The sequence below is a fragment of the Nocardia sp. NPDC004415 genome (assembly GCF_053602435.1).
On sequence record NZ_JBSGDP010000010.1, the window covers coordinates 89,974 to 104,505 of the forward strand.

11 protein-coding genes are annotated in these 14,532 nt (G+C 68.3%); all 11 read left to right on the forward strand.

The annotated features are described in order from the left end of the window. Window positions 1-80 precede the first annotated feature (80 nt). The 11 genes from glf (at window position 81) to ACWEMY_RS07585 (ending at window position 14,379) form a co-directional block, all read left to right on the forward strand. Window positions 81-1,295, forward strand: a complete 1,215-nt coding sequence (glf, locus tag ACWEMY_RS07535; protein ID WP_452389300.1) for a UDP-galactopyranose mutase — start codon at window positions 81-83, stop codon at window positions 1,293-1,295. A 224-nt stretch (window positions 1,296-1,519) separates the two neighbouring features. After that, window positions 1,520-3,388: a glycosyltransferase gene (locus ACWEMY_RS07540; RefSeq protein WP_452389312.1), complete on the forward strand. Its 1,869-nt coding sequence runs from the start codon at window positions 1,520-1,522 to the stop codon at window positions 3,386-3,388. An 89-nt stretch (window positions 3,389-3,477) separates the two neighbouring features. Beyond that, a complete protein-coding gene (locus tag ACWEMY_RS07545; protein ID WP_278261178.1) occupies window positions 3,478-3,990 on the forward strand; it encodes a phosphatase PAP2 family protein in 513 nt (170 codons plus the stop codon). A gap of 26 nt (window positions 3,991-4,016) precedes the next feature. Continuing rightward, the gene (locus ACWEMY_RS07550) at window positions 4,017-4,949 is read left to right on the forward strand and encodes a decaprenyl-phosphate phosphoribosyltransferase (RefSeq protein ID WP_278260783.1); all 933 of its coding nucleotides are present in this window, start codon (window positions 4,017-4,019) and stop codon (window positions 4,947-4,949) included. 7 nt (window positions 4,950-4,956) lie between these two features. After that, on the forward strand, window positions 4,957-6,855 hold the full coding sequence (zomB, locus tag ACWEMY_RS07555; protein WP_452389313.1) for a flagellar motor control protein ZomB: 1,899 nt from the start codon (window positions 4,957-4,959) through the stop codon (window positions 6,853-6,855). Window positions 6,856-7,053: 198 nt separating this feature from the next. After that, window positions 7,054-8,124 (forward strand): alpha/beta hydrolase, encoded by a 1,071-nt coding sequence (locus ACWEMY_RS07560; RefSeq protein ID WP_375932465.1) that lies wholly within the window; start codon window positions 7,054-7,056, stop codon window positions 8,122-8,124. Between the two features lie 299 nt (window positions 8,125-8,423). Beyond that, on the forward strand, window positions 8,424-9,482 hold the full coding sequence (locus ACWEMY_RS07565) for an alpha/beta hydrolase (RefSeq protein WP_375932468.1): 1,059 nt from the start codon (window positions 8,424-8,426) through the stop codon (window positions 9,480-9,482). 261 nt (window positions 9,483-9,743) lie between these two features. Continuing rightward, on the forward strand, window positions 9,744-10,778 hold the full coding sequence (locus ACWEMY_RS07570) for an alpha/beta hydrolase (RefSeq protein WP_452389301.1): 1,035 nt from the start codon (window positions 9,744-9,746) through the stop codon (window positions 10,776-10,778). Between the two features lie 159 nt (window positions 10,779-10,937). Then, the gene (locus tag ACWEMY_RS07575; RefSeq protein ID WP_452389302.1) at window positions 10,938-12,764 is read left to right on the forward strand and encodes an alpha/beta hydrolase-fold protein; all 1,827 of its coding nucleotides are present in this window, start codon (window positions 10,938-10,940) and stop codon (window positions 12,762-12,764) included. Window positions 12,765-12,877: 113 nt separating this feature from the next. Further along, window positions 12,878-13,393 carry a DUF732 domain-containing protein gene (locus ACWEMY_RS07580; protein ID WP_375932477.1) on the forward strand — a complete coding sequence of 172 codons (516 nt, stop codon included), beginning with the start codon at window positions 12,878-12,880 and terminating at the stop codon, window positions 13,391-13,393. Next, window positions 13,393-14,379 carry a cutinase family protein gene (locus ACWEMY_RS07585; RefSeq protein WP_452389303.1) on the forward strand — a complete coding sequence of 329 codons (987 nt, stop codon included), beginning with the start codon at window positions 13,393-13,395 and terminating at the stop codon, window positions 14,377-14,379. The genes ACWEMY_RS07580 and ACWEMY_RS07585 overlap by 1 nt, the downstream gene beginning before the upstream one ends. Window positions 14,380-14,532: the final 153 nt, after the last annotated feature.

Here is a 14,532-nt window from a genome sequence, read left to right on the forward strand (position 1 = left end):
GCGGTGGCGTCGGTCCAGGTCGTGGGGAGGTCGGTGACTCCGCCGGGACAAAGTTCGGTCTTCCGATACGCTGGGCTCCCGTGACCGCCGCATCGCCTTCTTCCTCCCCGGCCAACCAGTACGACCTGATCGTGGTCGGGTCCGGTTTCTTCGGACTGACCGTCGCCGAGCGTGCCGCGAACCTGCTGGGTAAGCGGGTGCTGGTGCTCGACCGCCGCTACCACCTGGGCGGTAACGCCTACTCCGAACCGGAGCCCGAGACCGGTATCGAGATCCACAAGTACGGTGCGCACCTGTTCCACACCTCGAACAAGAAGGTGTGGGATTACGTCACCCAGTTCACCGAGTTCACGAACTATCAGCACCGGGTGTTCGCGCTGCACAAGGGGCAGGCCTACCAGTTCCCGATGGGGCTGGGCCTGATCTCCCAGTTCTTCGGCCGCTACTTCACCCCGGACGAGGCCAAGGCGCTGATCGCCGAGCAGGCCGCCGAGGTGCAGACCGCCGACGCGCAGAACCTCGAGGAGAAGGCGATCTCGCTGATCGGGCGCCCGCTCTACGAGGCGTTCGTGCGCGACTACACCGCCAAGCAGTGGCAGACCGACCCCAAGGAACTGCCCGCGGGCAACATCACCCGCCTGCCGGTGCGCTACACCTTCGACAACCGCTACTTCAACGACACCTACGAGGGCCTGCCCAAGCACGGGTACACGAAGTGGCTGGAGAACATGGCCGCCTCCGAGCTCATCGAGGTGCGCGTGAACACCGACTGGTTCGACGTGCGTGACGAGATCCGCGCCGCCAGCCCGGACGCGCCGGTCGTCTACACCGGCCCGCTGGACCATTACTTCGACTACGCCGAAGGCGAACTGGGCTGGCGCACCATCGATTTCGAGACCGAAGTGCTCGAGACCGGTGACTTCCAGGGCACCTCGGTGATGAACTACAACGACGCCGACGCGCCCTACACCCGCATCATCGAGCCGCGCCACTTCCACCCCGAGCGCGACTACCCGGCCGACAAGACGGTCATCATGCGCGAGTACTCCCGCTTCGCCAAGACCGGCGACGAGCCGTACTACCCGATCAACACCCCCGAGGACCGCACCAAGCTGCTGGCCTACCGCGAGCTCGCCAAGCAGGAGACCGCCGAGCACAAGGTGCTCTTCGGCGGTCGTCTCGGCACCTACCAGTACCTGGACATGCACATGGCGATCGGTTCGGCGCTGAGCATGTTCGAGAACGTGCTGCGGCCGCACCTGGAGTCCGGCGCGACCCTGGTGGACCAGGCGTGAGCGGGCAGGGTCAGGAGGCGGCCCCGACCGCACCTCAGCAGGAACCGGAGCTGAACGGGCAGGCCGAAACCGCGTCGGCGAGCACCCGTACCCGACGCAAGTCGACGCGCGCGAGCGGGCAGGAAACCCCCGCCGCCGCACCGAGTGCGCGCCCGCGCCGAAAGACCGCGAGTGAGAACGGCCGGAGCCAGGCGGCGCGGCCCGCCGAGACGCGCGCCAAGGCGCTGTTGCAGCGGATCATCCTGCCGCGGCCCGGTGAACCGCTGGACGTGCGGACCCTCTACCTGGAGGAATCCACCACCAACGCGCGTCGCGCACACGCTACGAGCCGGACCGCGCTCTCGATCGGCGCGGAGTCGGAGGTGTCGTTCTGCACCTACTTCAACGCGCTGCCCGCGAGCTACTGGCGTCGCTGGAGTGTGCTGAACTCGGTGGTGCTGCGGCTGGAACTGGACGGGCACGGGCGCGTCGACGTCTACCGCTCCAAGGCCGACGGTTCGCGAATCCACGTGCAGGGCAAGGAATTCGCCGTCGAGCAGGGCGCGGATTCGGTGTTCGTGGAGTTCGAGACCGATCTGGGCCCGTTCGAGGACGGCGGCTGGATCTGGTTCGACATCACCACCGACACCGCCGTGACGCTGCTGGCCGGTGGCTACTACGCCGCGCAGGAGGCGCCGGGCACCGGCACCATCGCGGTCGGCATGCCCACCTTCAACCGGCCCACCGACCTGGTGAAGACGCTGGCCGCGCTGGGTTCGGACCCGCTGGTGCTCGACAATATCGCCGGTGTGATCGTGGCCGATCAGGGCAACCGCAAGGTCGTCGACGAGCCCGGCTTCACCGAGGCCGCCGCGGCCCTGGGTGACCGGCTGAGCATCCACGACCAGCCCAACCTCGGCGGGTCCGGCGGCTACAGCCGGGTCATGTACGAGGCGTTGAAGACCGACGCCGAGTTCATCGTCTACATGGACGACGACATCGAGATCGAGCCCGACTCGATCCTGCGCGCACTCGCGTTCTCCCGCTTCGCCAAGTCGCCGCTGCTGGTCGGCGGGCAGATGCTGAACCTGCAGGAGCGCTCGCACCTGCACAGCATGGGCGAGGTCGTCGACCGCGGGATCTTCATGTGGTCCTCGGCGCCCAACGTCGAGTACGACCACGACTTCTCGAAGTACCCGCTCAAGGACCGCGACAACTCCAAGCTGCTGCACCGGCGCATCGACGTCGACTTCAACGGCTGGTGGACGTGTGTGATCCCGCGCCAGGTGGCCGAGCAGATCGGTCAGCCGCTGCCGCTGTTCCTCAAGTGGGACGACGTCGAATACGGCCTGCGCGCCCGCGAGGCCGGGTACCCGACCATCACCCTGCCGGGCGCGGCGGTGTGGCACATGGCCTGGTCGGACAAGGACGACGCGATCGACTGGCAGGCATACTTCCACCTGCGCAACCGCCTGGTCGTGGCCTCGCTGCACCTGCCCGGTGACGGCAAGCCGATGATCGTGAACACCGTCAAGGCCACCCTCAAGCACCTGCTGTGCCTGGAGTACTCCACGGTCGCCATCCAGAACGAGGCGATCCGCGACTTCCTGGCCGGGCCGGAGGGCCTGTTCGACCTGCTGCCGAGCGCGCTGGGCAAGATCCACGCGATGCGCAAGGAGTACCCGGACGCGGTGGTGCTGCCGTCCTCGACCGAGCTGCCGCTGGCCAACCGGCACGGTGTCGGCGCGACCGGCGAGCCGGGCAACCCGATCGCCAAGGTCGCGCGCCTGGCCAAGGGCGTGGTGCACAACTTCCGCAAGGCCGACCCGGCCGCGCACGCGACCCCGCAGCTCAACGTGCCGACGCTGGACGCGCGCTGGTTCCTGCTCTCGCAGGTCGACGGCGTCACCGTGACCACCGCCGACGGCCGCGGCGTGGTCTACCGCAAGCGCGACCCGCGCAAGGCCGCCGAACTGCTCAAGGAAGCCCTGCGCCTGCGCAAGGAGCTCACCGCCCGTTTCCCGGAGATGCAGCAGCGCTACCGGGCCGCGCACGCCGAACTCACCAGCACGGCCGCGTGGGAGAAGATCTTCCAGACAGGAACCGAGAAGTGAACGCGATCAACCCCGAAACGCCCGAGCTCGAGCTGATCGAGGAAGGCTGCGGCGGCGAGTGCGCCTGCGCGTGCGGCGACGACGAGTACATCGAGGTGCCGCTCGAGGTCGGCATCATCAACACCGTGCAGAACACCATCGGCACCAGCCCGGCCGTCGTCTCGGCCGCGCGCGGCATGTCGCACTTCGGTGAGCACGCGCTGGGCTGGGTCGGTATCGCCGCGGCGGGGTGGCTGGTCGACAAGCCGCGCCGTCGGCAGTGGGCCGGTGTCGCGGTCGGCGCGGTCGGCGCGCACGCCGCGTCGATCGTGATCAAGCGGATCGTCCGGCGCCCGCGTCCGGACAGTCCCGCGGTGCAGGTCAACGTGTCGACGCCGAGCAAATTGAGCTTCCCGTCCTCGCACGCGACCTCGACAACGGCGGCGGCTGTGTTGCTCGGCAGGCTGACCGGGCTACCCTTGCCTGCGGTGCTCGTGCCGCCGATGCTGCTGTCCCGGGTCGTGCTCGGCGTGCATTACCCTTCCGACGTGCTCGCCGGTTCCGCCTTGGGGGCCGCGTCGGCAGCCGCCGTGCTAGCCGCCGAAAAGAGACTCCGACCTTGACCGCAACTGAAAGAACCTTGGCTGAGATGAGCGAAGAACCGTCCGCCGCCGTCCTGGACGAGGCTGTCGTGAAGGGCCCGCCGAAGACCCTGGTCGGCGGCGTCATCAAGGCCATCCGCCCACGTCAGTGGGTCAAGAACGTGCTCGTGCTCGCCGCGCCGCTGGCCGTGGGACCCGAGGCGATCAGCGATGGTGGCGTGCTGGTGCACGTCGCGATCGCGTTCGTGGTGTTCTGCATGGCGGCCTCGGGCATCTACCTGGTCAACGACTCCCTCGACGTCGAGGCCGACCGGGCGCACCCGACCAAGCGGTTCCGGCCGATCGCGGCGGGCGTCGTTCCTGTCAACCTGGCTTACGCGCTGGCGGCGGTGCTGCTGGTCGGTTCGATCGCCGGTTCGTTCCTGGCGTCCTGGCATCTGGCCGTGGTGATGGCGATCTACATCGGCATCCAGCTGGCCTACTGCCTCGGCCTCAAGCACCAGGCCGTGCTCGACATCTGCATCGTGTCCTCGGGCTTCCTGCTGCGCGCGGTCGCCGGTGGCGCTGCCGCCGATATCGCGCTGTCGCAGTGGTTCCTGCTGATCATGGCGTTCGGTTCGCTGTTCATGGCGGCGGGCAAGCGCTACGCCGAACTGCAGATCGCGCTGGAGACCGGCGCCAAGATCCGCAAGTCGCTGCAGTACTACACGCCCACCTACCTGCGCTTCATCTGGACGCTGGCCGCCACCGCCGTGGTGATCTTCTACGGCCTCTGGGCGTTCCAGCAGGACGAGCTGCGCGACACCCAGTGGTACTCGATCTCCATGATCCCGTTTACCATCGCAATCCTGCGTTACGCGGTCGACGTCGACGGTGGCGAGGCCGGTGAACCCGAAGAGATCGCGCTGGGGGACCGCATCCTGCAGTTCCTCGCTATTGCCTGGATCGGAGCGGTAGGTGTCGCTGTCTATCTCACCTGACGAGATCGTGGTAGCGGAGCGGGAATCAACCGAATACGAGCGGCTACGCGACGACGAGTCGGCGCGTCCGGCCGCGCGTTTCACAGTCCTGTCCCGCGCCACCTTCGTCGGTGGGATCGTGCTGACCACGGTGATCTTCGCGGTCGGGGCCTGGAACCGGCGCTGGATCGCCGATGACGGCCTGATCGTCCTGCGCACCGTGCGCAACCTGCTCGCGGGCAACGGCCCGGTGTTCAATATGGACGAGCGGGTCGAGACCAACACCAGCACCGCCTGGACCTACGTGGTCTGGTTCTTCAGCTGGCTGACCCAGGCGCGCCTCGAGTACGTGGTGCTCGGCGTCGCGCTGACGGTCTCGCTGCTGGCCATCGTGTTCGCCATGCTCGGTACCGCGCGGCTGTGGGGTGGCACCTCCACCCAGCTGCTGCTGCCCGCGGGCGTGCTCGTCTACATCGCGCTGCCGCCCGCGCGCGACTACGCCACCTCCGGGCTGGAGAGCGGGCTGGTGATCTGCTGGGTCGGGCTGCTGTGGTGGCTGATGATCCGGTGGAGCCAGGCCGCGGTGGTGCGGGTGCCGAGCCTGCTCGGGCTGGTCTTCCTGGCCGGGCTCGCGCCGCTGGTGCGGCCGGAGGCCACGCTGATCGGCGTGCTCGCGCTGGGCATGATCTTCCTGGCCCCGATGCCGGAGTTCCGGTTCGGCCCGACCGCGCTGCGCGCACTGATCGTGTTCGTCGCCGGGATCGTGCCGGTGGCGTATCAGATCTGGCGGATGGGCTACTACGGCCTGCCCTACCCGAACACCGCAGTCGCCAAGGACGCCGGCGGTGCCAAGTGGGGCCAGGGCCTGACCTACCTGTGGGACCTGGTCGGGCCGTACTACCTGTGGATTCCGCTGCTGGTGCTGCTCGTCGCGGGCATCGTGGCCGGAATCGCGCGCGGGTTCGCGCTGCCGAAGCTCTCGGTGCGCGGCGTGCGCGCGTGGCTGCGCTCGCCGAGTGCGGTCGTGGTGATGGTGCTGAGCAGCGGTCTGCTGCTGACCGTCTACGCGGTGCGCGTCGGCGGTGACTTCATGCACGGCCGGATGCTGCTCACCCAGCTGTTCCTGCTGCTGCTGCCGGTGGCCGTGGTGCCGCTGCGGCTGCCGCGCAACGGCTCGCGCAAGGACTGGTCGTTCGTGGCGCTGCTGATCGCGCTGCTCGGCGCGGTGGGCTGGTCGCTGTTCGCGGCCAACACCACCGCCATCAAGACCGGCACCAAGATCAGTTCCTCGGGCATCGTCGACGAGCGCGTCTACTACGTGCTCAACACCGGCCACGACCATCCGATCCTGGCCGAGGACTACCTGGACTACGCGCGCATGCGCGCGATGGTCACCGATATCGCGGCCAACCCCAACGGCGGCCTGCTGCTCAACTCGCCCTCGTTCACCTTCTGGTACCTGGACCCGCCGCCGCAGCCGATCCCCGAGGGCGGTGCCGGGCACACGGTCTACTTCCTGAACCTGGGCATGACCAGCATGAACGTCCCGCTGGACGTGCGCGTGATCGATCCGATGGGCCTGGCCTACCCGCTGGCCGCGCATTCGGACCGGCTCGCCGACGGGCGCATCGGCCACGACAAGAGCCTCTACCCGGACTGGGTGGTGGTCGATTCGGGCATGGTCGACATCCATCCGTGGATGCCCTGGTACATGGACGAGAAGTGGGTCACCCAGGCCCGCGCGGCGATGAGCTGCCCGCAGACCCAGGCGCTGCTGATCTCCACCCGCGAACCGCTGACCTTCGACCGGTTCAAGCACAATCTGCGCCACGCGCTGAGCTTCGCGAAGTACCGGATCGATCGGGTGCCCAAGTACGAGATCCAGCGATGCGGATTGGTCGATCCGCATCCGCAGCCGCCGCGCTGAGGCTAGTCTCTCCTGCGGCTGGCCAGGCAAAACGAGTGGTATTCGCCGCTAAATCACTTTTCGGTAACGCCAGGCTATCGATGTAGCGATATGGTCAACGAGAACTCCACCGTCGGCGCACTGGTGTGCCGGATGACAGTCGGCGGCATTTGCAACCGTGGTTCCGCGCGAACCGCACGAGGAAAGGCCCAAAACAGAATGCGTGGCGGACGTCTGAGAGCCAGGGGAGCCGGCTGGCTCAAGAAGTCGGTGCTGGTGTCGCTGGCTGTGGTGCTGCCGCTGGGGGCGTCGGTGGCCGGTACCACCGGCACCGCGTCGGCGGCGTTCGACCCCAGTGGATTCGACTTCTGGGTCGATTCCGAGATGGGGCCGATCAAGTCGCGGATCTTCCGCGCGGCCGACGGCAACACCGGCCGCGTGGTGTACGCGCTCGACGGTATGCGCGCCCGCGACGACCTCAGCGGCTGGGAGATCGACACCAATGTGGCCCGCGCGCTGACCGCGGCCAACATCAATGTCGTCATGCCGGTCGGCGGCCAGTCCAGCTTCTACGCCGACTGGAACGCCCCGAGCAACTTCTTCGGCATCGACGCCGGTTCGGGCGGCAGCTCGACCGGTTCGGCGGCCACCGGCTCCGCGATGACCGGGTCGTCGATCGCGCCCGCCCAGGTCGCGGGCAAGAAGAACACCTACAAGTGGGAAAGCTTCCTCACCAACAACCTGCGCAACGCGCTGTCGAGCAGGCTGGGCTTCAACCCCAACAACAACGGTGTGTTCGGTCTGTCGATGGGCGGCTCGGCCGCGCTGACGCTGGCCGCCTACCACCCCGACCAGTTCAGCTTCGCCGGTTCGTTCTCCGGCTACCTGAACATCTCCGCGCCCGGCATGCGTGAGGCCATGCGCGCGGCCATGATCTCCGCCGGTGGCTTCAACATCGACGCGATGGCGCCGCCGTGGGGCCCGCAGTGGCTGCGGATGGACCCGTTCGTCTTCGCCCCGCGCCTGGTGGCCAACGGCACCCGCGTGTGGGTCTCGGCGGCCAGCGGTATCCCCGGCCCCGGTGACGTGTCCAACCCGATGGAGATCGTCCAGGGTGTGCCGCTCGAGCTGCTCGCCATGGTGAACAGCCGCGCCTTCCAGGTGCGCATGGCCACCCTCGGCGGCGGCAACGCCAACTTCGACTTCCCGATCACCGGCGTGCACAACTGGCGCAACTGGGAGACCGAGGTCAACCGCATGATCCCGGACCTCTCGGCCAATATCGGCTAGTCCACCCCGCTCGACGGAAAACCGCCCGGTGCCTTGCGCATCGGGCGGTTTTCTTCGTTTACGTCACGATCCGAGCGAAAGCTGGTGACGAATCATGAGCGGCAGGTCACCGCGAGTTGTGCTCGGGGTCACTTTCCAGCAACATGTAGGCATTCGTTCAGCGATTGATACACAGTGAGCATGCGTCGAGGTTGAATCGTCCGTTTTGCCCTGGATTGATCCATTTCGACGCCCGATGAGGGAACCGACCGTGTAGCTCGGGGTTTGCGCTGACGGTCAGCCGAGAAAGGTCTAGTCGAATGCGAACACTGCGCCGCAAGGATCGGTCCGTGCAGGTCCCCCGGGGATCGTGGGTGCGGCGCCTGGCCGCCGGCGTCTCGATGGCACTGCTGGTTCCCGTGGTGACGGCCGTCGGCGGCGCCACCGCCCCGGCCTCGGCCGGTTTCAACGGCGCGGCCTTCGACTTCTGGGTCGATTCCGGGATGGGGCCGATCAAGTCGCGCGTGCTGCGCGCCGCCGACGGCAACACCCAGCGCGTGGTCTACGTCCTCGACGGCATGCGCGCGCCGGAGACGCTCAACGGCTGGGAGATCGAAACCGATATCCCCAACGCGCTCGCCGCGGCCAATATCAACGTGGTGATGCCGGTCGGTGGCATGTCCAGCTTCTACGCCGACTGGAACTCCCCGAGTGAATTCTTCGGCATTCCCGGAAACGGCGCGCCGAACTCCGGTTCCGGCGCGGCCAACGCGCTGTCCGGCGGTCCCGGCAAGAGCTACCGGTACCAGTGGGAATCCTTCCTCACCGGCGACCTGCGCAACGCCCTGGCCGACCGCCTCGGCTTCAACCGCTTCCGCAACGGCGTGTTCGGCCTGTCGATGGGCGGCTCGGCCGCGCTGACCCTGGCCGCCTACCACCCCGACCAGTTCAGCTTCGCCGGTGCCTTCTCCGGCTACCTCAACATCTCCGCGCCCGGAATGCGCGAGGCCATCCGCATCGCCATGCTCGACGCGGGCGGCTACAACGTCGACTCGATGGCGCCGCCGTGGGGCCCGCAGTGGCTGCGGATGGACCCGTTCGTCTTCGCGCCCAACCTCGTCGCCAACAACACCCGGCTCTGGATCGCGGCGGCCTCGGGCCTGCCGTCGGGCACCGACGGCCCGCACATGGGCACCGTCAACGGCATGGCCCTCGAGGCCCTCGCCCTGGCCAACACCCGCGCCTTCGAAGTCCGCATGGCCACCCTCGGCGCCCGCAACGCCGTCTACTCGTTCCCGCCCTTCGGCATCCACGCCTGGAACAACTGGAACGACGAAGCCCTGCGGATGATCCCGGACCTGTCGGCCAATATCGGCTGAATTGTCGGCGGCTGGCGCCGCGGGGTTTTCGGCCCCTTGGGCCTCGCCGCCGAAGAGCGATACTCCGCCTGCGGCGTTACGTCTCGCCCTTCGGCGACGAGGCGGCCGAAAACCCGTCCTCTTGCGTCTAATTCGTGACTGGAATACGCTCCAGCGAGCGTAAGTGTGACCAGATCGTTGTTTCGGCTGGCTTGTCGGGAACCAGTCGAAGATCAAGTCCTGTCTGGCATGCCACAACAGCAGAAAGAGAGCGGAATTCACATGCGTTTCGGCAAGGCCGTCGCGCCGAAGGGTGATCTGGGCGCGTCCCGGGCAGCAGCACCTCGTGGTTGGCGTAATCGAATTCTAGCTGTCGGCGCAGCAGCCCTGGTGCTGCCGATCGCCGCAGGGGCGGCCCCGACCGCGTTCGCCGCCCCGGCGCCTTCCGCGCCCGCGCTGCGAGCCCCGGCCGGTGGCTACGAAGAACTGATGGTGCCCTCGAAGATGGGCCCGGTGAAGGTCCAGGTGCAGTGGGCGCGCAACGGTGGCAACGCCGCGCTCTACCTGCTCGACGGCCTGCGCGCCCGCGACGACAAGAACGCCTGGTCGTTCGAGACCAACGCGATGCAGCAGTTCTCCAACGACAACGTCACCCTGGTGATGCCGGTCGGTGGCCAGTCGTCCTGGTACGCCGACTGGACCTCGGCCTCCAACACCAACGGCCAGAAGACCACCTACAAGTGGGAGACCTTCCTGACCGAGGAGCTGCCCGCCTTCCTCGAGGGCTACGGCGTCTCCCGCACCAACAACGCGGTGCTCGGCCTGTCGATGAGCGGCCCGGCCGCGCTGCGCCTGGCCGCGCTGCACCGTGACCAGTTCAAGCACGCGTCCTCGCTCTCGGGCCCGCTGAACTGGGGTGCCCCCGGCATGCGTGAGGCCATCCGCGTGATGATGCTCGACGCGGGCCGCTTCAACGTCGACTCCATGGCCGCTCCGTGGAGCCCGGCGTGGCTGCGGATGGACCCGATGGTCTTCGCGCCCGAGCTGCGTGGCCTGCCGATGTTCATCTCCTCGGCCAACGGCCTGCCCGGTCAGCACGACCGCCCGGCCGGCCTGGGCGGGGTGTACAACACCGCCAACGCCATGGGCATCGAGGCCATCTCGTTCGTGAGCACGCTGGCCTTCCAGCAGCGGCTCAAGACCCTGGGCATCAGCGCCGTGTTCGACTTCCCCGCCAACGGCACCCACTCGTGGAAGTACTGGGAAGACGAGCTGTGGAAGGCGCGTCCGCACATCCTGGGCGCGCTGGGCGCCTGACAGTTTTCGTCCAGCAACTCCGAGCAGACCGGCTCACCCGCAGGGTGGGCCGGTCTTTTCGTTGTCATCGGCCTTCGCGTGTCGTCCCGGTTATCGCCGCGCACTGCGGTACAACCGAGGATGAGGCTGTCCCGTGGGTGGGGATGAGGAGGGTCGCGCATGTCGAAACATCGTGTCCGAGCGCCCATGCGGCGGATCCTCGGAATCGCGGCAACGACCGTGGCGCTGCTGGCGCCCGTCGTCGCCGTGCCCGCCCAGGCGCAGGCCCAGCCGGTGACCTCGGCGGTGCAGCGGGTGGAGTGGCTCTCGGATCGGCGGGTGTCGATGTGGGTGTACTCCGCGGCGATGAACACCCCGATCCAGGTGCAGATGCTGCTGGCCAGGGACTGGCACGCGCGTCCGGACGCGAAATTCCCCATGCTGTTGATGCTCGACGGCCTGCGCGCCCAGGACGACGAGAACGGCTGGACCAAAGACGCTGACGCCGAGGGCTTCTACGCCGACAAGAACGTGAATGTGGTGCTGCCGGTGGGTGGCCAGTCGAGCTGGTATTCCGACTGGCTCGCCCCTGACAACGGCCACACCTACAAGTGGGAGACATTTCTCACCAAGGAACTGCCGCCCATCCTCGAACGCGACTGGCGCACCACCGATGTGCGTGGCGTACAAGGACTTTCGATGGGTGGCACGGCCGCGATGAATCTGGCCGGGCGCAATCCCGGGCTGATGAAATACGTGGCCTCCTACTCCGGGCTGCTCACCACCACGACGCTCGGTATGCCGCAGGCGATCACCTTCGCCAACAAGGACGCGGGCGGCTTCGACGCCGCGGCCATGTGGGGCCCGCCCGGCGGTCCGGAGTGGGCCGCGCACGACCCCTATCTGCTGGCCGAGAAGCTGCGCGGGGTGAGCATGTACGTCTCCAGCGGCAGCGGGCTGGCCGGTACGCACGACCAGCTCAGCGAGATGCCGCTGCTGAGCGAGAACTGGGCGGGCACCGGGCTGGAGATCCTGGCCCGGCTGTCCACCGAGAACTTCGTGACCAAGCTGGAGAAGCTGTCGATCCCGGTGCAGGCCAACTACCGGCCCTCCGGCACGCACACCTGGCCGTACTGGGACTTCGAGATGCGCCAGTCCTGGAGCCAGGCCGCGGCGGCGCTCGGCACCGACCCGAACGGGGCCAACTGTGGTCTCGGCGGGGCGATCGCCGGGCTGGCGCAGGCGGCGAACTGGCTGGGCGGCTGCCTGAGCGCGGAGTATCCGGCGGCCGCGGGCGTGGCGCAGGACTTCCAGCACGGGCGGGTGTTCCACTCCGCGGCCACCGGAACGCACGCGGTGGCCGGCCGGATCGGCGGCACCTACGCGGGTGTCGGCGGGGCGGCCTCGCCGCTGGGTCTGCCCACCGGTGACGAGGTGGGTCTGCCCGACGGACGCGGCCGCATGCAGACCTTCGAGGGCGGCTCGATCTACTGGACCCCGGAGACCGGCGCCCAGGTGATGCGGGGCGCGTTCCTCGAGGAATGGGGCAAGCAGGGCTACGAGCGCGGTCCGGCCGGGTATCCGGTCGCCGCCGAGGCGGCCACCCCCAGCCGTGACGGCGCGGTGCAGGCCTTCGAACACGGGCCGATGTTCTACAGCGCGCCCACCGGCGCCCACCGCGTGCAGGGCTTCGTGCTCGACAAGTACGCCCAGCTCGGCTTCGAGAACAGCCCGCTCGGGTTCCCGGTCGCCGAGGAGGCGCCGCTGAAGGACCTCGGCCGCTACAGCCGGTTCGAGGGCGGCAACATCTACTGGAGCCCGCTCTCGGGTGCCTGGTCGGTGCGCAACGGCGCGCTGATGGAGGAGTGGGGCAAGCAGGGTTTCGAGAACGGCAGGCTGGGTTTCCCGGTGAGTGACGAGTTCGCCGTGCCGGGCGGCATCCAGCAGAACTTCCAGACCGGGTTCATCGTCGTGCGAGACGGCAAATCCGAAGTTCACGGGGTGTGAGCCCGGGCTGAGAACTCTCTGAACTTCGCCGCCTGGCACCCGAACAGGGGCGATGTCCGGCTAGCCTGGTCTGCGACCGCTTCCCTGACGAACGATCGAGGAAAGACATCTTCATGCATCGGATCCCTGGCAAGGTAGCCGGATCGGTCGCGGCGCTGGCCGCAGTCGCTCTGTTGTCCGCCTGTGGCGGCAACGACTCGACCGCCTCGCAGACGCCCACCCTCTCCAGCAGCGCGAGCGCCCCCGCGGCGTCCACGCAGGCCCCGGCCCCGTCGGCCGACGAGCACGGCGAACACGCGCCCAGCTCCTCCGCCGCGCCGGAGACCAGCGCCCCCGAGCAGCCGCAGACCGCGCCCGAGGCGACCACCCCCGCGACGCCGGTCACCGCCAAGGACCAGGCCTTCCTCGATGAGCTGAGCAAGAACGGCATCACCCCGGCCAGCCCGGACATCGCGCTGACCGCGGCCAACTACATCTGCTCCAGCCGTGCCACCGGCGCCTCCGACGCCGACATCGCCCCGTTCGTCGCGGCGATCGCCGGGTCCGACGCCAACTTCGACGAATCCAAGATGGATGTCGACAAGGCTTCCCAGGTCTATATCGCGGCCGCGACCTCGACCTACTGCTAGTGACGCCCCGGAATCGACAGACCCGCAGGTTCTGGCCTGCGGGGTGCTTCACGCTGCTGGCGCTGCTGGTCCTGGCGATCATCGTCGTCCTGCTGCTGTGGTACCTGCTGGCCGGGCGGCTGGAGAAGCCGCCGCCGACCCCGCCCACCCCGCCGCCGCCCAGCTCGCAGTCGGCGGACTGCCCGGACGTCATGTTCCTGTCGATCCCGGGCACCTGGGAGTCGTCCAGTACCGACGACCCGTACAACCCGCAGGCCAACCCGATCTCGCTGATGCTGAGCGTGTCGGGCCCGCTGCGCGCGCAGTTCCCCGACGACCGGCTCGAGGTCTACACCGTGCCGTACGTGGCACAGTTCTCGAACCCGATCGCCTTCCCGCCCGACGGCCAGGCCTCCTACAACGTCAGCCGGACCGAGGGCACCGCGCGGGCCACCGATGTGCTCTCGCAGCGGCATCGGGAATGCCCGTTGACGAACTTCGTCATCGCGGGCTTCTCGCAGGGCGCGGTGATCGCCGGTGACATCGCCGCCCAGATCGGCGCGGGCAACGGCCCGATCCCGGCCGACCGGGTGCTCGGCGTGACCGTCATCGCCGACGGCCGCCGCACCGCCGACACCGGCCCGGGCCAGCCGACCGAGATCGGTGACCCGCCGCCCACCGGCGAGGGCGCGGAGGTGGCGCTCAAAGGCGTCAACGTGCCGGGTATCAGCATGACCGGCCCGCGACCCGGCGGTTTCGGTGAACTGGCCCCGAAGGTGAACTCCATCTGCGCGCCCGGCGACATGATCTGCGACGCCCCGCGCGAGGCCCTCAACCCGGCCAACGCGCTGGGCAGCCTGGCGGCACTGATCCGCTCGGCGGGCAACCCGGTGCACGCCCTCTACGCCACCAACACCGTCGACGGCAACGGCACCACGGCGACCCAGTGGACGGTGAACTGGGCGGCGGGCCTCATCGAAGCCGCGCCGCATCCGCCGCATTCCTGAGTCACCCGGGACGGAGTTGTCACAGTCACAGCGGGTGCATGATTGCCATGGATCATGCCTCGCTGTGACATCCGCACTCCGTTTCGCCCACACGCTGTAAAGTGCGCTGGTGATTGCGCCCGAGTCCATCGCACAGCCAGGAGCGAAGAGTTC